Genomic DNA, 18,513 nt, shown 5'->3' with positions numbered 1-18,513 from the left:
GCGGCGAATCCCCGGGTTGACCGGGCCGAAGGAGGTTCCCGCCATGCGTCCGATCACCAACCATCTGCCCACCGCCGAGCTGCAGGCGCTGGACGCCGCGCATCACATGCATCCCTTCACCACCAACGACAAGCTGGCCAAGAAGGGCGCGCGGATCATCACCCAGGCCAAGGGCGTCTGGCTGAAGGACAGCGAGGGCGAGGAGATCATCGACGGCATGGCCGGGCTCTGGTGCGTCAACATCGGCTATGCCCGCGAGGAGATCGCCGAGGCCGCCGCCCGCCAGATCCGGGAACTGCCCTATTACAACACCTTCTTCCAGACCTCGCATGTCCCGGCCATCGCGCTGGCCGCCCGCATTGCGGAACTCGCGCCGGGCGATCTGAACCATGTGTTCTTCGCCGGTTCGGGGTCCGAGGCGAATGACACCAACATCCGTCTGGCCCGCCATTACTGGACCCTGAAGGAACAGCCCCAGCGGCAGGTCATCATCGCCCGCAAGAACGGCTACCATGGCTCGACCATGGGTGGCGCGAGCCTCGGCGGCATGGTCTCGATGCACGAGCAGGGGATGCTGCCCATCCCGGGCATCGTGCATATCGACCAGCCCTATTGGTATCTGGAGGGCGGCGAGATGACGCCCGAGGACTTCGGCCTCGCCCGGGCCCGGGCGCTGGAGGACAAGATCCTCGAGATCGGGCCGGAGAAGGTCGCGGCCTTCATCGCCGAGCCCATTCAGGGCGCCGGCGGGGTGATCGTGCCGCCCGCGAGTTATTGGCCGGAAATCCAGCGCATCGTCGACAAATACGGCATCCTCCTGATCGCCGATGAGGTCATCACCGGCTTTGGCCGCACCGGCAACTGGTTCGGCAGCCAGACCTTCGGCATCAGGCCGCATATCATGACCATCGCCAAGGGACTCAGCTCGGGCTATGCGCCGATCGGCGGCTCCATCGTCTGCGACGAGGTCGCCGCCACCATCGCCTCTGACGAATTCAACCACGGCTACACCTATTCCGGCCATCCGGTCGCCGCCGCCATCGCGCTGGAAAACCTGCGCATCATGGAGGAGGAGGGCGTCGTCGAGCATGTCCGCGACGTGGCGCATCCCTATCTGGCCGAGCGCTGGCACGCGCTGGGCGATCATCCGCTGGTCGGCGAGACCAGCCTTGTCGGCCTGATGGGCTCCTTGGCGCTGACGCCGGTCAAGGGCGAGCGGGTGCGCTTTGCGTCCGAGGCCGGCACCGCCGGGTTCATCACCCGCGAGCGCTGTTTTGCCAACAATGTCATCATGCGCCATGTCTATGACCGGATGATTATCGCCCCGCCGCTGGTCATCACTCCGGCCGAGATCGATATCCTGATGGACCGCGCCACCAAGGCGCTGGACGAGGCCTATGTCCAGCTGAAGGCCGAGGGGCTGTTGCAAAAGGCCGTCTGATGGACCTGCTGACCGCCAACGACCGGCCCGGGACCTATCCCGCCAGCTGGTACGCCCAGACCGCGACGCCCCTGCCGCCCTTCCCGGCGGCGGAGGGGGCGCTGTCCTGCGATGTCTGCGTGGTGGGGGGCGGGTTCACCGGCCTCTCCACCGCGCTGCATCTGGCGGAACGCGGCTATGACGTCGTGCTGCTTGAGGCGCAGCGGGTGGGCTTCGGCGCCTCGGGGCGGAACGGCGGGCAGGTCGGCACCGGGCAGCGGCTGGATCAGGGCGCGCTGGAGGGGATGGTCGGCAAGGGGCCGGCACGGGCGCTCTGGGATCTGTCGCTGGAATCGGTGGCGCTGAGCCGGGCGCTGGCTGAGAAGCACGCGCCCGAGGCGGGCTATGCGCCGGGCATCATCCATGCCGCGCATCGCGCCCGCTACGTCGCCGAGTTCCACGCCTATGCCGAGAAGCTGGCGCGCGATTACGATTACCACCAGATCCGGCCGCTGGACCGGGCGCAGATGCAGGGGCTGGTGGCCTCGCCCGTCTATCATGGCGGCGATATCGACATGGGCGGCGGGCATCTGCACCCCTTGCGCTATGCCCTGGGGCTGGCGCGGGCCTGCGCGGCGGCGGGGGTGCGCATCCATGAGGGCTCGCGCGTCACGGCACTGACCAAGGGCGATCCGGCCCGGGTTACGACCGACAAGGCCACGATCACCGCGCGCTATGTTGCGCTGGGGCTCAACGGCTATGCCGGGCGGCTGGAGCCCGAGATTTCCGCCCGCGTGATGCCGATCAACAATTTCATCGCCGCCACAAGGCTGATGACGGATGCCGAGCGCGCCGCGGTGATGAGCGCCGATCACGCGGTGGCGGATTCGAAATTCGTCATCAATTACTTCCGCTTCTCCGACGACAACCGGCTGCTGTTCGGCGGCGGCGAGAGCTATGGCTACCGCTTCCCGGCCGATATCGCCGCCAAGGTCAGGAAGCCGATGGAAGAGATCTTCCCCCAGCTCAAGGGGATCGAGATCACCCATGCCTGGGGCGGGACGCTGGGCATCGCCTTCAACCGCATGCCCAGCTTCGCCCGGCTCTCGGGCAATGTGCTCAGTGCGGCGGGTTTCTCGGGCCACGGGGTGGCGATGGCGACGCTGGCCGGCAAGCTGATGGCCGAGGCGCTGGCCGGGCAGGCCGAGCGCTTCGACGTCATGGCCGCCGTGCCCAGCCCGCAATTCCCCGGCGGCGCCAGCCTGCGCTGGCCGCTGATGGTGGCGGCGATGCTGTGGTTTTCCCTGCGCGACAAGATTTGAACCAGGGGTGATTCGCCCCGTGGCGGGCCGGATCACTCTCGCCGGGGGCGAGTCCGCCCCATCGGCAAAGGCCCGCCGATCGTTTGCCAGTGGCCTTGCCGCAACAGGACTCAGGGCGCCTGTGCTCCGAATCCCCATAACTTGTGGTTTTCCTGCCTCATTCCACAAGAGACGGGCGAAGCCGGGCCGGATTCGACTTTTCCACATGCTGTTGAAAGACATAGGAGTCGAGTCAGCTGCCAACACAACTGTCGGGGGACAGTGTGACCAAAATCAACCGCCGGACGCTGATGTCCGGGGCCGGTGCGCTGACCCTTGCCGGGGTCGCGCAAGCCGGTTTCGCTTCGCATGCCGTCGCGCAAAGCGTGCCGGCCGTTCCGACCAGGCCGATGCCGGCGCTGGCGCGGACCCATGATACGGTGTCATTGACCGCCGTGCAGACCAACCGTCCGCGGGTGGCGCTGACTTTCGACGACGGGCCGCATCCGCAGAACACGCCCTGGCTGCTGGACATCCTGGCGCAATACCGCGCCAAGGCGACCTTCTACGTCATCGGCCAGAACGCCCGGCGTTACCCCGAGATCATGCGCCGCATCGTCGCCGAGGGGCACGAGATCGGCAACCACACCTTCACCCATCCGGTGCTGTCGCAACTGGGCGACGGCAATGTCCTGCGCGAGGTCGACCGGACCCAGCAGATCGTCTGGGACACGGTCGGCGCGGTGCCGGTGACCATGCGCCCGCCCTATGGCTCGTTCAGCCACCGGCAGATGCGCATGCTCTTCGACCAGCGCAACCTGACCTCGGTGGTCTGGTCGGTCGATCCGCAGGATTGGCGGCGGCCCGGCGTTTCGGTCGTGGCCGACCGTATGGTGCGCGGCGCGCGGCCCGGGGCGGTGATCCTGGCGCATGACATCCATGGGCCGACGATTCGCGCCGTGCCTGCGGCGCTGGACGGGATCCTGGCGCAGGGGCTGCAGCCGGTCACCATGTCCGACCTTCTGGCCTGGCCGCATTGGGGGCCGCGCGGCCTGCGCTACGTCGCCGGGCCCGCGGGGCATTATCAGGGCTGAAGGCCCCGGAATTCCTGACAAAGGCGCGGCCCCCCGGGGGCCGCGCCTTTTGTTTTGGCGGCGAGGGGTTCCTCGGCCCCGCCCCGCCGGAGCCGCGAAAATTTTTCGCGTTCTGACATGAACTCTTCACAAACGAATAATATCGCAGCAAAGTGCAGAAATTCGCGCCCGCGGAGCCGTGGGGAGCAGTTTCGCAGCCTTGCGCGTAACCAGACCAATCAATGGGGGGATCCCTGATGTTCAAACATAGCCTGATGGCCGCGACGGCCCTGGCCCTCGTGGCGCCTGCCGCCGCTTCGGCCCAGACGGAAATCCAGTGGTGGCACGCCATGAGCGGCCGCCTGGGCGAGCTGGTCGGCGAGACCGCGGCGACCTTCAACGCCTCGCAATCCGATTACGTTGTCGTGCCCAGCTACCGCGGCACCTATTCCGAGGCGATGAACGCCGCGATCGCCGCCTTCCGCGCCGGTGAGCAGCCGCATATCCTGCAGGTCTTCGAAGTGGGCACCGGCACGATGATGGCCGCCGAAGGCGCCATCGTGCCGATCTATGAACTCATGGCCGCCCATGACGTCCATTTCGACCCGCAGGAATACATCCCCACCGTGGTCGGCTATTACACCGACCCCGATGGCAACATGCTGTCCTTCCCGTTCAACTCCTCGACCCCGATCCTGTATTACAACAAGGACGTGTTCGCGGCGGCCGGTCTCGACCCCGAGGTCGCGCCGACCACCTGGGCCGAGGTCGAGCAATTCTCGCAGCAGATCATCGATTCGGGCGCCGCGCCCTGCGGTTTCACCACCCGCTGGCCGTCCTGGATCCAGATGGAGAACTTCCTGGCGCTGCATAACCTGCCGCTGGGCACCGAGCAGAACGGCTTCGCCGGCTTCGACGCGGAACTGGTGCTGAACCAGCAGGCGCCGCTGATCCGCCACTGGGAGAACCTCGCCCGCTGGCAGGCCAACGGCATCTTCAAATGGGCGGGCGGCAATGACGGCCCCGACGCGGGCCCGACCTTCTATTCGGCCGAATGCGCGATGCTGATGGAAAGCTCGGCCGGGCGCGCGGGCGTGATGGCCAATGCCAACTTCCAGGTCGGCTATGCGATGCTGCCCTATTACGACGATGTGGAGGGTGCGCCGCAGAACTCGATCATCGGTGGCGCCACGCTCTGGACGCTGTCGGGCCATGACGAGGCCGATTACGAAGGCGTCGCGCAGTTCTTCGCCTTCCTCTCGACCCCGGAACAGCAGGCCTGGTGGCACCAGTCGACCGGCTACCTGCCGATCACCCAGGCCGCCTATGAGCTGTCCCAGGAGCAGGGCTATTACGAGGCCAACCCGGGCGCGGACGTGTCGATCCGGCAGATGAACCTGAACCCGCCGACCGAGAATTCGCGCGGCCTGCGCTTCGGCAATTACCTGCAGGTGCGCGATGTCGTCTCGGAAGAGATGGAAGCCATGCTGATGGGCACGATCACCGCCCAGCAAGCGGCTGACAACGTGGTCCGCCGTGGCAACGAGCTGCTGCGCGACTTCGAATCCTCGCTGCAGTGATCTGACCCAGAACGACCGGTAGGATGGGCAATATTGCCCATCCTACGCCTTTCGGAGGCCAGCGGTGCAAACCAAACGCATGACCTTTTCCAGCCGCTGGCTGCCCTATGCGCTGCTTGCGCCGCAGGTGCTGATCACGGTGGTTTTCTTCATCTGGCCGGCCAGCCAGGCGCTGTGGCAATCCATGCTGCGCCAGGACGCTTTCGGCCTGCGCACCACCTTCGTGTGGTTTCGCAATTTCGAGCGACTCTTCGACAATCCGCTCTACCTCGCCTCGATGAAGACCACGGCGATCTTCGCCATTTCCACGACGCTGTTGGCGATGTCGCTGTCCCTGCTCTTCGCCGTCATGGTGAACCGCATGCTGCGCTCGCGCGAGTGGTACACGACCTTCCTCGTCTGGCCCTATGCCGTGGCGCCCGCCATCGCCGGTGTGCTCTGGTGGTTCATGTTCAACACCTCGGTCGGCATCGTGCCCTATATGCTCGAGGGTTTCGGCTATGACTGGAATCACCGGCTCGATGGCAACGACGCCATGATCCTGGTGGTCCTCGCCGCCGCCTGGAAGCAGATCAGCTACAATTTCCTGTTCTTTCTGGCCGGGCTGCAATCGATCCCGCAAAGCCTGCTCGAGGCCGCGGCCATCGACGGTGCCGGCCGCACCAAGCGGTTCTGGACCATCGTCTTCCCGCTGCTGTCGCCCACCACCTTCTTCCTGATGGTGGTGAACGTGGTCTATGCCATGTTCGACACGTTCGGCGTGATCCATGCCACGACCGAGGGCGGACCGGCGCAGGCCACCAACATCCTTGTCTACAACGTTTTCCGCGACGGCTTCGTCAACGGCAACCTCGGCGCCTCGGCGGCGCAATCGGTGGTGCTGATGGGCATCGTCGTGGTGCTGACCGTGGTCCAGTTCCGCTTCATCGAGCGGCGCGTGAATTATTGAGGGGCATGCCATGGTAGAGAACGACCGTTTCGGCAGCCTGCTTGCCCATCTCATCCTGATCCTCGGCGTCGCCGCCGTGGTCTTCCCGGTCTATGTCGCGGTGATCGCCTCGACCCATGCGCCGGGGACCTTCCTGCAGGGCGTCATGCCGCTGCTGCCCGGCAGCCACGCGATCGAGAATTACCGCACGGTGATCTTCGAGGGCCGCGCCCAGGCCGGGGCCCCGCCCATCGGGCTCATGCTGTGGAACAGCTTCGTCATGGCGATGATGATCGCGGTCGGCAAGATCGCCATCTCGCTGCTCTCGGCCTTCGCCATCGTCTATTTCCGCTTCCGGTTCCGCATCTTCTTCTTCTGGGTCATCTTCCTGACCCTGATGCTGCCGGTCGAGGTTCGGATCGTGCCGACCTATGCCGTGGTGGCCAATCTGGGGCTGCTGAACAGCTACGCCGGGCTTTCCATCCCGCTGATCGCCTCGGCCACCGCGACCTTCCTCTTCCGGCAGTTCTTCATGACCGTGCCCGAGGAGATGCTGGAAGCGGCGCGGGTCGACGGCGCCGGGCCGATGAAGTTCTTCAAGGACATCCTGCTGCCGCTCAGCATCACCAATATCGCGGCGATGTTCGTCATCATGTTCATCTATGGCTGGAACCAGTACCTCTGGCCGCTGCTGGTGACCAATGACGAGCGGTATTACACCGTGGTCATGGGCATCCAGCGCATGGTCACCGGCGGCGACAGCGAGCCCCTTTGGCATCTGGTGATGGCGACCGTGGTGATGGCCGCGCTGCCGCCGATCCTGGTCATTCTTTTCATGCAACGGCTCTTCGTGAAGGGCCTGGTCGAGACGGAGAAATAACGATGGCCCGCATCGTGATGGACGACCTGCACAAGGTCTATCCCGGCGGCGTCAAGGCCGTCACCGGCATCAGCCTGGACATCGCCGATGGCGAGATGATCGTGCTCGTCGGCCCCTCGGGCTGCGGCAAGTCCACGCTCTTGCGCATGGTGGCGGGGCTGGAGACGATCACCGGCGGCACGCTGACCATCGGCGAGCGGGTGGTGAACCAGCTTGAACCCGCCGACCGCGACATCGCCATGGTGTTCCAGAACTACGCGCTTTACCCGCATATGACGGTCTACAACAATCTGGCCTATGGGCTCAGGAACAAGGGCGTGCCGAAGCCCGAGATCGACCGGAGGGTGCAGGAAGCCGCGGGCATGCTGCAGATCGCCGATTACCTCGACCGCAAGCCGCGCGCCCTGTCGGGCGGGCAGCGGCAGCGGGTGGCCATGGGGCGGGCGCTGGTGCGTGAACCGGCGGCGTTCCTGTTCGACGAGCCGCTCTCGAACCTCGACGCCAAGCTGCGCGTGCAGATGCGGGTCGAGATCCGGCAGTTGCAGAAGCGGCTGGGCACGACGTCCCTTTACGTCACCCACGACCAGCTGGAGGCGCTGACGCTGGCCGACCGGCTGGTGGTGCTGAATGGCGGGCAGATCGAACAGGTCGGCACGCCGATGGAGCTGTACCGGCGGCCGGGGACGGTCTTTGTCGCGGGCTTCATCGGTTCGCCCGCCATGAACATGATCGACATGGCCTATCTGCGCGACCGGGGCGCCGCGCCGCCCGCGCTGCCCGCCGGCACCGATCTGGTGGGGGTGCGGCCGGACGATCTGTCGCTGACCCCCGGCGAGAGTCCGGCGATGGCGCTGCGGGGCACGGTGGCGCTGCTGGAGCCCGCCGGGGCCGAAAGCCATATCTACGTGACCCTCGACGGCAATGCACAGCCGATCACCGTCCGCGTGCCGGGCCTGCCCGAGGTGGCCGAAGGCGCGGCGGTGGTGCTGCACGCACCGCTGGAGGCGCTGCACCCGTTCAACAGCGCCAGCGGCAAGCGGACCGGCTGAGGCTCACCCCTTGACCGGGCGCGGGGGCTGCCCGGGCCCGGCCTCGGCCGTGAAGCCCGCGTAGAAGGTGTCAAGGCTGCGGCCATAGACCTGGGCGAAAGCATCGGGGAAGGGTTGCCCCTCGCCCATCAGCGAAAACAGCCGCCCGGCGCCGGAAAAGCCCGCCCGCTCGATCAGCATCGAGGCGGCCCACATCCCGGCCTGATAGACATCGTCCTGCCGCGACAGCAGGTCCGAACGGGTCTGCAGGCGCGTCAGGCTGGGCACGCTGCGCCCGGCATAGCGCCGCGCACCCAGTTCGCGGATCTCCAGCGGGTCCAGCCGGTCACCCAGCGCATGGCCCACCACATCGGCCAGCCCTTCGAGCAGCCACATCGGCCCCTCGAAACGCACCCGCCCGTCGGCCGCGGTGCCCGAGCCCGGCAGGCCGGTCAGCTGGAACTGCACCAGATGCGTCGCCTCATGGGTCAGCACGAAAACCAGGGTGCTATAGGCCAGATCGGTCAGCAGCCGGGTGTTCGGACGCAGGCAGATCACCATCACCCCGGGCGTGGCAAAGGCGCCGATGCGGCCGCTGGGGTTGCAGTGATCCTCGAGCACGGCGTCCAGATTGGCGATCGGCCGGTGCTGCCTGTCGCCGGTGATCATCTGCCGCAATTCGTCGATCCCGGCGCCGACGAAGACCCGGTCGGTGCCCGAAAGTTCGACGCCCAGCAGCGCCGCGACCTCCTGGTGCAGTTCGGGAAGGCGCACGCGAATCAGCCGCGCCAGCACCGGATCGACCCCGGCCCCGGTCTGCACCACCACCGCATTGGTCGCCGAGGGCCAGTAGGCCCGGAGCGCCGGATCCGCCTGACCCAGCCTGCGGCACCAGGTTGTCGCCGTGTCCGAGGTCAGCGCATGGCCGCTTGTCACCCCCTCCTGCGCCGCGACCGTTCGCAGCGCGGCCAGGGTGCGCGGCCCGACCACGCCATCGACGGGGCCGGGGTCCTGCCCCGCCTGGACCAGCTGCTCTTGCACGCAGCGCACGTCATCGGTCCAGGCCGCGGCAGGCGCGGCGGCGAGAAGGGTCAGGAGGAGGATCAGACGCGCCAGCATGAGGGCATTTTTCAACGCGCGGGGCGGGCTGTCTACAGGCTCGGTGCCTGCTCACCGATTATTGCGTGAGATGCCTGAGCCCTTGCGTGACATCGGTACGGATCGCCAGCCTCAGCCCGGGCTCGTCCCCCGCCTTCAGCGCGGCGATAATCATCCGGTGATGCGGCGGCGGCGTGTTGCGGCGCAGGCGGCCGTAAAGCGCCCGCATCGTCGGGCCCAGCTGCAGCCAGATCGTCTCGACCATGGCCAGCATCGCCGGGGATTGGGCCCGCAGATAGAGCGTGCGGTGGAATTCCAGATTGGTGCGCACATAGGTCACCGCATCCTGCCGGACCACCGCATCGGTATTGGCGGCGTTGATCGCCTCCATCCGGTCGATCAGCGCCGAATGGGCGCGGGGCAGGGCGCGCGACCCCAGCTCGGGCTCCAGCAGCGCCCGGATCGAGGCCAGCTCCTCGATCCGCTCGTTGCCCAGTTCCGGCGTCTGCACCCGGCCCGAGGCGGACATGGTCAGCGCCCCCTCGGCCACCAGCCGCTGGATCGATTCGCGCGCGGGCGTCATCGAGACGCCGAATTCCCGGGCGATGCCGCGCAGGGTCAGGGCATGGCCGGGCGGCAGCTCGCCGTGCATGACCTGCGTGCGCAGGGTCCGGTAGACGCGATCATGCGCCGACAGGGTCGAAGGGTCCGGCAGGGGGCGCGTGGTAGACATGGCGCAGCGTGATCACAAAAGCGGCGGCGACTCAAGCCGGGGCGAAGCGATAGCGGTGCAGCGCCGCGCCTTCGGCCTTCAGCCAGCGCCGCGCCTCGCGATGGGCGGGGAAAAGCCGCGCCACCTCGGCCCAGAAGGCGGGCGAATGGTTCATCTGCGCCAGATGCGCCACCTCATGCGCCGCGACGTAATCGAGGATCGGCGGCGGCGCCAGAATCAGGCGCCAGTTGAACATCAGATCGCCCGAGGCGGTGCAGGATCCCCAGCGCGAGCGCGTGTCGCGCAACGTGAGCTTGCCCGCCGGGCGCCCCAGTGCCGCGCTGTGCCGCGCCACCTGCTGCGCCAGCCGGTCCCGCGCGCGGAGCTTGAGGAAGGCCAGCGCCGCCGCCGCGGGCCGCCCGGCGGGCACCAGCAGCGCGTCGCCCTCGATCCGGGCCGCGCGGACCGGGGCGGTGGTCAGGGTCAGGCCCTGCCCCTCGACCGGCAGCACGAGGCCCGGCGCCACCGCCAGCGGCCCCTCCAGCCCCGCCACCGCCGCCGAAAGCCAGTCGCGCCGCTCCTCCAGAAAGGCGAGCGCGCCGCGCAGGGGGGCGCGGGCGGGCAGGGTCAGCGTCACCGCCCCGTCCAGCCGCGACACCTTGAGCGAGACGCGCCGCGCCCGGGCCGAGCGGCGGAGCCGGACGGCAAGGGGCGGATCGCCGGGCATGGGGCCGGGCAGGGAGATCGTCTCGGGGTCTTTTGTCATCGGCGGGCCTCGGCGGGGTCGGCGACACCAAACAGGAAAGGCTTTGACAAGGCAATCCAACTATGGCAACGGGCGTCGATCCAAGCATGGGAAGGACCGTCTATGCCCAAGGAAGAATGGGGTGTGAAGCGCCTGTGCCCGACGACCGGCAAGCGTTTCTACGACCTGAACAAGACCCCGGTGATCAGCCCCTACACCGGCGAGGTCGTGCCGATCGACCTGCCCGGCCGCAAGGGTTCGGTCTCCATGGCTGCCGAAACGGCCAAGGCGAAGGTCAAGGCTACCGCCGATCTGGACACGGATGACGTGCTTCTGGACGATGACGATGATGTCGCGGTGGATGCGGATGACGAACTGCTCGAGGACGAGGACGACGATACCGTGTCGTTCGACGAACTCGGCGACGTCGCCGGCGAAGGCGACGACGAAAGCTGAGATTCGCGGCCCCGCAACGGGCTGGTCGGGGGCGGGCGCCATGGGTGTCCGCCCCTTTTCCATGGCCACGGGGGGTGCCGGGCGGCGGTGTTTTCAGGCTTTCGCGAGCGCATGTATTTTTCCCCTTGATCTCTCTCTCGGCAGGCCCTAAACCCCGCCTCGCAGCCGGGAACGGCGGCACCTCGGTGGGGCCATAGCTCAGTTGGGAGAGCGCTTGAATGGCATTCAAGAGGTCAGGGGTTCGACTCCCCTTGGCTCCACCAAAAGAATTCAAGGGCTTGGCGAGTGATCGTCGAGCCCGTTTTCTTTTCTGCCTCCGACATGCGCACCGGCTGTCGCTTCCCGCGACAAGCCCGCCCACTGCCTCGGCCTGACCACTCCCCCCTCCCGCAAGGTGTTTTAGGCTTAAAATAATGCTTGCGGAATGCGGTCTGACCGGTAGTCTCGCTCTATCAGGCCGCGCAGAACGGCCGCCAACACACAGGGAGTTGTCGATATGAAGTTTCGCAAGAATGCGCTGGCCTGCGCGTCGGTGCTGGCGCTGGGCGCGGGCGTGGCCCAGGCCGACCCGGTCACCGTGGGCCTGATTACCACGCTCTCGGGGGGCGGTGCCGGGCTGGGCGTCGATGTGCGCGACGCTTTCGAGCTGGCGCTGCAGATGGCCGGGTCGGACGCGATCCATCTGGTGGTCGAGGATGACGGCCAGCGCCCCGAGAACGCGGTGCAGATCGCCGACCGGATGATCCAGTCCGAAGGCGCGCAGATCCTGACCGGGATCATCTGGTCGAACCTCGCCATGGCCGTGGTGCCCGCCGTCACGGCGCAGGACGTGATCTATGTCTCGCCCAACGCCGGGCCTTCGGCGCTGGCCGGCGCGGGCTGCACGCCGAATTATTTCAACGCCGCCTACCAGAACGACACGATGCACGAGGCGGCCGGTCAATACGCCAACACGCTGGGCTATCAGAACGCCTTCATCATGGCGCCGAACTACCCGGCCGGGGTCGATGCGCTGACCGGCTTCAAGCGCTATTTCCAGGGCACGCTGGCCGGCGAGGTCTATACCCAGCTGGGCCAGACCGATTTCGCCGCCGAGATCGCCCAGATCCGCGCCTCGGGTGCCGATTCGATCTTCATCTTCGAGCCGGGTGGCATGGGCATCAGCTTCATGCGCCAATACGCGCAATCGGGTGTCGATCTGCCGATCATCTCGGCCGCCTTCACCTTCAGCCAGGACGTTCTCCCGGCGGTGGGCGATGCGGCGCTGGGCGTCATCAACACCGCCGAATGGTCGCCCGACATGGATAACGAGGCGAACGTGGCCTTCGTCGCCGCCTTCCAGGAGGCCTATGGCCGCCTGCCGTCGGTCTACGCGGCGCAGAGCTTCGACACGGCCAACCTGATCCTCTCGGCGCTGGCGGCGGCCGATATCTCGGATCTGGAGGCCTTCCGCACCGCCATGCGCGCCGCCGATTTCGACTCGGTGCGCGGCAGCTTCCGCTTCGGCAACAACCAGCATCCGATCCAGAACTACTACGCCCGTGAGGTCGTCTCGGTCGATGGCGTGCTGACCAACCGCATCGTCGGCACCGCCTTCGAGGATCATCAGGACGTCTACGCCGCCGATTGCGCGATGGAATGACCCCCGCGAGGGGCGCGCGGCCCAGGCCCGCGCCCCTCCCATCCATTCGGCCGGTCCGGGGGGTAACGTGACAGCCGCTCTTCTTTTCGAACAATTCCTGAACGGCCTGCAATTCGGGCTGATGCTGTTCCTCATGTCCGCGGGCCTGACGCTGGTCTTCGGGGTGATGGGGCTCATCAATCTGGCGCATGGCTCGCTCTTCATGATCGGCGCCTTCTTCTGCGCCGCCGCCGCCGGGCTGACCGGCAATTTCTGGCTGGGCCTTGCCGCCGGGATGGCCGCCGCCGCCGCCGCGGGCGCGCTGATCGAGGTGACGGTGATGCGCCGCCTCTATACGCGCGATCACCTCGATCAGGTGCTGGCGACCTTCGCGCTGATCCTGATCCTGTCCGAGGGGACCAAGATCCTGTTCGGGCCCTTCCCGCTCTATCTGGACGTGCCGCCGCTTCTGACCGGCACCGTGGATCTGGGCCTGACGCCCTATCCGCTTTACCGGCTGGCGCTGATCGTGGCCGGGATCGGTGTGGCGCTGGGGCTGTGGCTGCTGATCGGGCGCACGAGGCTCGGCATCCGCATCCGCGCGGGCGAGAATGACCGCGAGATGATCGCCGCCCTCGGCGTCAACATCCGCGCCCTCTATACCGTGGTCTTCGCGCTGGGCGCGGCGCTGGCGGGGCTGGCCGGGGCGCTGGTCGGCGCGGTGCAATCGGTGCAGGTCGGCATGGGCGAGCCCGTGCTGATCCTGGCCTTCGTGGTCATCGTCATCGGCGGGATCGGGTCGATCCGGGGCGCCATGGTCGGCGCGCTTCTGGTGGGGGTCATCGACACGATGGGCCGCTTCCTGCTGCCGCAGGTCTTCGCGCTGTTCCTCGACCCCAGCAAGGCCTCGGGCGCCGGTGCCGCGCTGGCCTCGATCCTCGTCTATCTGCTGATGGCCCTCATTCTGGTCATCCGGCCCAAGGGATTGTTCCCCGTCCATGCCTGACAAACGCCGAGAATATGCGCTCAATGCCGTGCTGGCGCTCGGGCTGCTGCTGGTGCCGCTCTGGGCCTATTGGGCGGGCTCGCCCTTCACCATCACCGTCTTCACCCGGATCGCCATCTTCGCCCTGGCCGCGGTCGGGCTGAACATCGCCCTGGGGCTGGGTGGCATGGTCTCGTTCGGGCATGCGGTCTATTTCGGCGTCGGCGGCTATGTCGCCGGGATCGCCGCGCAGCATGCCTTCAATGGCGAGACCTTTCTGGGCATCGCCGGGGCCAACCAGATGCTCATCATCTGGCCCGTCGCCATGATCGCGGCGGGGTTGCTGGCGGCGGTGATCGGCGCCTTCAGCCTGCGCACCTCGGGCATTTTCTTCATCATGATTACGCTCGCCTTCGCGCAGATGGTCTATTACTTCGCCATCTCCTGGCCGACCTATGGCGGCGAGGACGGCCTGCCGATCTATGTGCGCAACACCTTCCCCGGGCTGAACACGATGCGGCCCTGGAACCTGTTCATCCTCTGCTGGTGCCTCTTGATGCTGGCGATCGGTGCTTTCGCGCTGATCCGGGCCTCGCGCTTCGGGGCGGCGCTGATGGCGATCCGGCAGAACCCGGACCGGGTGGCGGCGGTCGGCATCTCGCCCTTCGGGATCAAGCTGGCGGCCTTCGTCATCTCGGCGATGATTACCGGGCTTGCGGGGGCGCTGATGGCGGATCTGTCGCGCTTCGCCAGCCCGGCGGCGATGGCCTGGACCATGTCCGGCGAGTTGATCGTCATCATCATCCTCGGCGGCACCGGGCGGCTGTTCGGGCCGGTCGCGGGGGCGGCGGTGCTGGTCGGCTTCGAGGTGATCTTCGGCGGCATGACCGAGCATTGGCGGCTCTGGCTGGGCCTTGTGCTGCTGCTGACCGTGCTCTTTGCGCGCGGCGGCATCGTCACCCTGATCGCGGGGAGGGAGCGCCTTGGTTGACCCGGTTCTGAGCCTTTCCCACCTGTCCAAGAGCTTCGGCGCGCTGAAAGCCACCGACGACGTGTCGCTGACCCTGATGCCCGGCGAGATCCACGCGCTGATCGGGCCGAACGGGGCTGGGAAATCCACGCTGATCGGCCAGATCTCGGGCCGGATCGCGCCCGATGCCGGGACCATCACCTTCAAGGGCCGCGACATCACCGGCCTCAGCGTGGCGCAGCGGGCGCGGCTGGGGCTGGGGCGCAGCTTCCAGATCTCCTCGCTGATCCCGGAATATTCGGCGCGGCGCAACGTCATGCTGGGTTTGCAGGCGCGGCAGGGTCATTCCTTCCGCTTCCTCAAGCCGGTGATGCACGACCGCCGCCTGCGGGACGAGGCCGAGGCGATTCTGGCCAAGGTCGGCCTTGCCGGGCGCGCCAGCGTGCCCTCGGCCGAACTCAGCCATGGCGAGCGGCGGCTTCTGGAGATCGCCGTGGCGCTGGCGCTGGAACCCGCCTGCTTCCTGCTCGATGAGCCGATGGCGGGCATGGGGGCCGAGGGCGTGGGCGCGCTGGTCGACTTCCTGCGCGGGCTCAAGGCGCAGGCGCCGATCCTGCTGATCGAACACGACATGGACGCGGTTTTCGCGCTGGCCGACCGGCTGAGCGTGCTGGTCTATGGCCGCATCATCGCCTCCGGCTCGGTCGAGGAGATCCGCAACGATCCCGCCGTGCGCGAGGCCTATCTGGGGGATTCCGAATGACCGCGCTGGCCGAGGTCGAGGGGATCGAGGTGTTCTATGGCGCCTCGCAGGCCCTCTTTGGCATGGATCTGACGATCCAGCCGGGCGAGGCCGTGGCCCTGATGGGCCGCAACGGCATGGGCAAATCGACGACGATCCGCGCGCTGTGCCGGATGCAGCCGGTCGCCAAGGGGAGCGTGCGGTTCGACGGCCGCGACATCACCGCGCTGCCGTCCTTTCAGGCGGCACGGCTGGGCATTGGCCTGGTGCCCGAGGGGCGGCGCTGTTTCGCCACGCTCACCGTGACCGAGAACCTGATCGCCGCCGCCCGTCCGGGCCAATGGACGCTGGAGACGGTGCGCGCCTTCTTCCCGCGGCTGGCCGAACGCTCGGCGCAGCAGGCCTCGACCCTTTCGGGCGGTGAGCAGCAGATGCTGGCCATCGGCCGGGCGCTGATGACCAACCCGCGGCTGCTGATCCTTGATGAGGCGACCGAGGGGCTGGCGCCGGTGATCCGGGCCGAGATCTGGGCCGCCATCGCCCGGCTGAAGGCACAGGGCCAGTCGATCCTGATCGTCGACAAGACGGTGAAAGAGCTGAAGCCCATCGCCGACCGCTGCGTGGTGCTGGAACGGGGCCGCGCCGTCTGGACCGGCGCCACCACGGCGATCACCCCCGAGATCGAGCAGCGCTATCTGGGGATCTGACCCCGCACCGGGGCGGCTTGCGGTTGCGGGCGCCCCGGGCCGGGGGGTAGGGTGCGGCTGACCCCAAGGCCCGTTTTCCATGACCCGCCCGCCGATCCTGCTGATAACCCGCCCGCTGCCGCAGGCCCGCCGCTTCGCCGCCGAGGCCGCGGCCGCCTGCCCGCCGCATGAGGCGCTGATCGCGCCCCTGTCCGAGGTGGTGGGCCTGCCCTTCGACCCCGCCGTGTTCGAGGGCGCATCGGGGCTGGTGCTGACCTCGGCCAATGCCGTGCCCTTCCTGCCGCCGCTTCCGCCCTTGCCCGCCTGGTGCGTCGGACCCGCCACGGCGCGGTCGGCGGCCCGGGCCGGGTTCCTGCCGCACGAGGCCGGGGGCGATGCGGTGTCGCTGCTGGCGCTTCTGAACGCCGACCGCCCGGCGGGGCGGCTGGTCCATGCCCATGGGCGGCATCTGGCGCGCCAGATCGCCGGGGCGGTGCCCGGTCTCGATATCGACGGCGTGGCGCTGTACGAGGCCCGGGCGCTGCCCCTGCCTGCGGATCTGCTGCCCCGGGGCCGGCGGATCGTGGCGCCGCTCTTCTCGCCCCGGGCGGCGGCGGCCTTGGGGCGCCAGTCGGGGGTTCTGGCGCTGCCGGACCTGCTGCCGGTGGTCATCAGCCCGGCGGCGCGGGCGGCTTTACCCGATCCGCTCGCCGCCCGCGCAATCGTCGCCGGGGCCCCGGATGGCTCCGCCATGCTGCGCGCCGTGACGGAAGCGTTGTCGCAGAATGCCCCGGCGGGTTGAGACCGGGCAGGGGGCGAGCTAAGTAACAGGGAAGCGCCCGAATTTCCGGGCGGCTCTGACGTTTGAACCGGTGACGGGGAGGTTCCGATGGCCCGCAAGACCAGCAACCGCACCAGGACGCCCAAGGAGGGCGGCAAATCCACGCCGATCGACGAGGCCGAGATCGCCGCAGGAAGCCCCGCGCAGGCGGAGGGCGAAAGCCCGGACCTCTCGCCCCAATACCCGGACCCCGCCGATTCCGCCGCGGTCAGCGATCCCGAACCGCCGACGCCCGATCCCGTGCCGGAAGCCCCGCCTGCCGAGGGCACGGATCCCGAGGTCGCGGACCCCGCGCCGGTTACGCTGGACCCGGCCGTCTCGGACCCCGAACCCCCGGCCCCGGTGGTCGAGGATCCCCGGCCCGCCCCGGCCGAGCCCGAAGCCGCCCTGCCCGCCACGGAGCCCGTGACCCCCGCCGAGCCGGAACCGACACCTGCACCCCTGCCGCCCCCGCCCCCGCCGCCCGCGCCTGCGGGCAGCAGCGCCATGCCCCTCATCTTCGGCGGGTTCGCCGCGGCGGTGCTGGGCGCGCTGGTGGTGTTGATCTTCCTGCCCAACGGCTGGCAGGGCGGCGCGGCTGACCCTGACCTGCTGCGCCGCGTGCAGGCGCTCGAATCCGCCAACGGCGGCAGCGACAGCGAGGCCGTCTCGCGGCTCGAGGCGCGCATCGCCGCGCTCGAGGATCAGGGCGACGGCGGGCTGGACGACCGGGTCACCGCGCTCGAGGCCCGGCCCCCCGCCACCACCGACCTCGCGCCGCTGGAGGCCCGCATCGCCGCGCTGGAAAGCGCGACCCCGGCCGAGGCCCCGGTCGAGGCGCTGGCTGCCCGGATCGAGACGCTGGAATCGGGGATCGACACCCGCATCATGGGCTCGGTCGCCGCCGCCATGGCCGAGGCCCGCGCCGCCATCGACGCCCGGGCCGATTCGCTCGACGCCCGCGAGGAAGATGTCGCCGCCGCCCAGCAGCGCATCGCCCGCCGTGCGGCGCTGGCCGAACTGGTCGCCGCCGCCGAATCGGGGGCGCCTTCACCCGGCGCGCTGGCAACGCTGGGTGACGTGCCCGCCGACCTCAGGCCGATGGGCGAGGGGCTGCCGACGCTGGCCGAGATCCAGGCGGGTTTCGCGGGCAATGCCCGCCGCGCGCTGGCCGCCGATCCGGTGGCGCCCGGCGCCTCGCTGGGCGAGCGGGTCACGGATTTCCTGCGCGCGCAGACCGGCGCCCGGTCGCTGGCCCCGCGTGAGGGCAACGATACCGACGCCATCCTGTCGCGCGCCGAGGCGCGTGTGCGGGCGGGCGACCTGCCGGGCGCGCTGACCGAGCTGGATGCGCTGAGCGCGGGCCCGGCGGCGGAAATGGCAGCATGGCGCGGCTCGGTCGATGCGCGGCTGGCGGCGCTGGCGGCTTTGGCCGAGCTTCAGGCGCAGATGGAAAACGGGGAGTAAG

The 18,513-nt window shown here is 68.4% G+C and carries 18 protein-coding genes and 1 tRNA gene; 16 read left to right on the top strand and 3 right to left on the bottom strand.

The genetic code is table 11. The features are described from left to right. The first annotated feature begins 43 nt into the window (after positions 1–43). The 7 genes from DDE23_RS14550 to ugpC all read left to right on the top strand — a co-directional run bounded on the left by DDE23_RS14550 (position 44) and on the right by ugpC (position 8,231). Positions 44–1,441, top strand: a complete 1,398-nt coding sequence (locus tag DDE23_RS14550) for an aspartate aminotransferase family protein (RefSeq protein ID WP_107752469.1) — start codon at positions 44–46, stop codon at positions 1,439–1,441. Continuing rightward, positions 1,441–2,742, top strand: a complete 1,302-nt coding sequence (locus tag DDE23_RS14545) for an NAD(P)/FAD-dependent oxidoreductase (protein ID WP_107752468.1) — start codon at positions 1,441–1,443, stop codon at positions 2,740–2,742. Before DDE23_RS14550 ends, DDE23_RS14545 begins: the two co-directional genes overlap by 1 nt. Positions 2,743–3,005: 263 nt before the next feature. Continuing rightward, complete coding sequence (locus DDE23_RS14540) at positions 3,006–3,815, top strand: polysaccharide deacetylase family protein (RefSeq protein WP_107752467.1); 810 nt, start codon at positions 3,006–3,008, stop codon at positions 3,813–3,815. A 236-nt stretch (positions 3,816–4,051) separates the two neighbouring features. Continuing rightward, positions 4,052–5,374 carry a sn-glycerol-3-phosphate ABC transporter substrate-binding protein UgpB gene (gene ugpB, locus DDE23_RS14535; protein WP_107752466.1) on the top strand — a complete coding sequence of 441 codons (1,323 nt, stop codon included), beginning with the start codon at positions 4,052–4,054 and terminating at the stop codon, positions 5,372–5,374. A 64-nt stretch (positions 5,375–5,438) separates the two neighbouring features. Then, the gene (gene ugpA / locus DDE23_RS14530; protein WP_107752465.1) at positions 5,439–6,323 is read left to right on the top strand and encodes a sn-glycerol-3-phosphate ABC transporter permease UgpA; all 885 of its coding nucleotides are present in this window, start codon (positions 5,439–5,441) and stop codon (positions 6,321–6,323) included. 10 nt (positions 6,324–6,333) lie between these two features. After that, entirely contained in the window at positions 6,334–7,182 is an 849-nt protein-coding gene (gene ugpE, locus DDE23_RS14525) for a sn-glycerol-3-phosphate ABC transporter permease UgpE (protein ID WP_107752464.1), read from the top strand. A 2-nt stretch (positions 7,183–7,184) separates the two neighbouring features. After that, a complete protein-coding gene (gene ugpC / locus DDE23_RS14520) occupies positions 7,185–8,231 on the top strand; it encodes a sn-glycerol-3-phosphate ABC transporter ATP-binding protein UgpC (RefSeq protein WP_107752463.1) in 1,047 nt (348 codons plus the stop codon). Between the two features lie 3 nt (positions 8,232–8,234). Here ugpC and DDE23_RS14515 read toward each other — a convergent pair whose 3' ends face one another. The 3 genes from DDE23_RS14515 to DDE23_RS14505 are packed head-to-tail and all read right to left on the bottom strand — an operon-like array spanning position 8,235 to position 10,786. Then, positions 8,235–9,329: a peptidoglycan-binding domain-containing protein gene (locus DDE23_RS14515; protein ID WP_107752462.1), complete on the bottom strand. Its 1,095-nt coding sequence runs from the start codon at positions 9,327–9,329 to the stop codon at positions 8,235–8,237. A gap of 58 nt (positions 9,330–9,387) precedes the next feature. After that, positions 9,388–10,041 carry a GntR family transcriptional regulator gene (locus DDE23_RS14510; protein ID WP_107752461.1) on the bottom strand — a complete coding sequence of 218 codons (654 nt, stop codon included), beginning with the start codon at positions 10,039–10,041 and terminating at the stop codon, positions 9,388–9,390. A gap of 31 nt (positions 10,042–10,072) precedes the next feature. Next, positions 10,073–10,786 (bottom strand): M48 family metallopeptidase, encoded by a 714-nt coding sequence (locus DDE23_RS14505; RefSeq protein ID WP_107752460.1) that lies wholly within the window; start codon positions 10,784–10,786, stop codon positions 10,073–10,075. Between the two features lie 102 nt (positions 10,787–10,888). Here DDE23_RS14505 and DDE23_RS14500 point away from each other — a divergent pair, with 102 nt between their 5' ends. From DDE23_RS14500 to DDE23_RS14460, 9 genes are all read left to right on the top strand, one after another. Further along, complete coding sequence (locus DDE23_RS14500; protein WP_107752459.1) at positions 10,889–11,221, top strand: TIGR02300 family protein; 333 nt, start codon at positions 10,889–10,891, stop codon at positions 11,219–11,221. Positions 11,222–11,408: 187 nt separating this feature from the next. Then, positions 11,409–11,484, top strand: a tRNA-Ala gene (locus tag DDE23_RS14495). Positions 11,485–11,717: 233 nt separating this feature from the next. After that, positions 11,718–12,863 carry an ABC transporter substrate-binding protein gene (locus DDE23_RS14490; RefSeq protein ID WP_107752458.1) on the top strand — a complete coding sequence of 382 codons (1,146 nt, stop codon included), beginning with the start codon at positions 11,718–11,720 and terminating at the stop codon, positions 12,861–12,863. Positions 12,864–12,930: 67 nt separating this feature from the next. Next, positions 12,931–13,848, top strand: coding sequence for a branched-chain amino acid ABC transporter permease (locus tag DDE23_RS14485; RefSeq protein ID WP_107752457.1), 918 nt, complete (start codon positions 12,931–12,933; stop codon positions 13,846–13,848). Continuing rightward, a complete protein-coding gene (locus DDE23_RS14480; protein ID WP_107752456.1) occupies positions 13,841–14,818 on the top strand; it encodes a branched-chain amino acid ABC transporter permease in 978 nt (325 codons plus the stop codon). Before DDE23_RS14485 ends, DDE23_RS14480 begins: the two co-directional genes overlap by 8 nt. Then, a complete protein-coding gene (locus DDE23_RS14475) occupies positions 14,811–15,560 on the top strand; it encodes an ABC transporter ATP-binding protein (protein ID WP_107752455.1) in 750 nt (249 codons plus the stop codon). The genes DDE23_RS14480 and DDE23_RS14475 overlap by 8 nt, the downstream gene beginning before the upstream one ends. Beyond that, a complete protein-coding gene (locus DDE23_RS14470) occupies positions 15,557–16,246 on the top strand; it encodes an ABC transporter ATP-binding protein (RefSeq protein ID WP_107752454.1) in 690 nt (229 codons plus the stop codon). Before DDE23_RS14475 ends, DDE23_RS14470 begins: the two co-directional genes overlap by 4 nt. Before the next feature lie 79 nt (positions 16,247–16,325). Further along, on the top strand, positions 16,326–17,027 hold the full coding sequence (locus tag DDE23_RS14465; RefSeq protein ID WP_107752453.1) for a uroporphyrinogen-III synthase: 702 nt from the start codon (positions 16,326–16,328) through the stop codon (positions 17,025–17,027). Between the two features lie 87 nt (positions 17,028–17,114). Further along, complete coding sequence (locus DDE23_RS14460) at positions 17,115–18,512, top strand: COG4223 family protein (protein WP_107752452.1); 1,398 nt, start codon at positions 17,115–17,117, stop codon at positions 18,510–18,512. Position 18,513: the final 1 nt, after the last annotated feature.

The organism is Pararhodobacter aggregans (assembly GCF_003075525.1).
Lineage (GTDB): Bacteria > Pseudomonadota > Alphaproteobacteria > Rhodobacterales > Rhodobacteraceae > Pararhodobacter > Pararhodobacter aggregans.
Note: the sequence above shows the minus strand (reverse complement) of the source record. Positions and strands in the feature narration are given on the sequence as shown.

Excerpts from the sequence above, each read along its gene's own strand:
- DDE23_RS14550 (WP_107752469.1), top strand. The coding sequence starts at position 44 with ATGCGTCCGATCACCAACCATCTGCCCACCGCCGAGCTGCAGGCGCTG.
- DDE23_RS14545 (WP_107752468.1), top strand. The coding sequence starts at position 1,441 with ATGGACCTGCTGACCGCCAACGACCGGCCCGGGACCTATCCCGCCAGC.
- ugpB (WP_107752466.1), top strand. The coding sequence starts at position 4,052 with ATGTTCAAACATAGCCTGATGGCCGCGACGGCCCTGGCCCTCGTGGCG.
- ugpE (WP_107752464.1), top strand. The coding sequence starts at position 6,334 with ATGGTAGAGAACGACCGTTTCGGCAGCCTGCTTGCCCATCTCATCCTG.
- ugpC (WP_107752463.1), top strand. The coding sequence starts at position 7,185 with ATGGCCCGCATCGTGATGGACGACCTGCACAAGGTCTATCCCGGCGGC.
- DDE23_RS14515 (WP_107752462.1), bottom strand. The coding sequence starts at position 9,329 with ATGCTGGCGCGTCTGATCCTCCTCCTGACCCTTCTCGCCGCCGCGCCT.
- DDE23_RS14510 (WP_107752461.1), bottom strand. The coding sequence starts at position 10,041 with ATGTCTACCACGCGCCCCCTGCCGGACCCTTCGACCCTGTCGGCGCAT.
- DDE23_RS14505 (WP_107752460.1), bottom strand. The coding sequence starts at position 10,786 with ATGACAAAAGACCCCGAGACGATCTCCCTGCCCGGCCCCATGCCCGGC.
- DDE23_RS14500 (WP_107752459.1), top strand. The coding sequence starts at position 10,889 with ATGCCCAAGGAAGAATGGGGTGTGAAGCGCCTGTGCCCGACGACCGGC.
- DDE23_RS14490 (WP_107752458.1), top strand. The coding sequence starts at position 11,718 with ATGAAGTTTCGCAAGAATGCGCTGGCCTGCGCGTCGGTGCTGGCGCTG.
- DDE23_RS14480 (WP_107752456.1), top strand. The coding sequence starts at position 13,841 with ATGCCTGACAAACGCCGAGAATATGCGCTCAATGCCGTGCTGGCGCTC.
- DDE23_RS14470 (WP_107752454.1), top strand. The coding sequence starts at position 15,557 with ATGACCGCGCTGGCCGAGGTCGAGGGGATCGAGGTGTTCTATGGCGCC.
- DDE23_RS14465 (WP_107752453.1), top strand. The coding sequence starts at position 16,326 with ATGACCCGCCCGCCGATCCTGCTGATAACCCGCCCGCTGCCGCAGGCC.
- DDE23_RS14460 (WP_107752452.1), top strand. The coding sequence starts at position 17,115 with ATGGCCCGCAAGACCAGCAACCGCACCAGGACGCCCAAGGAGGGCGGC.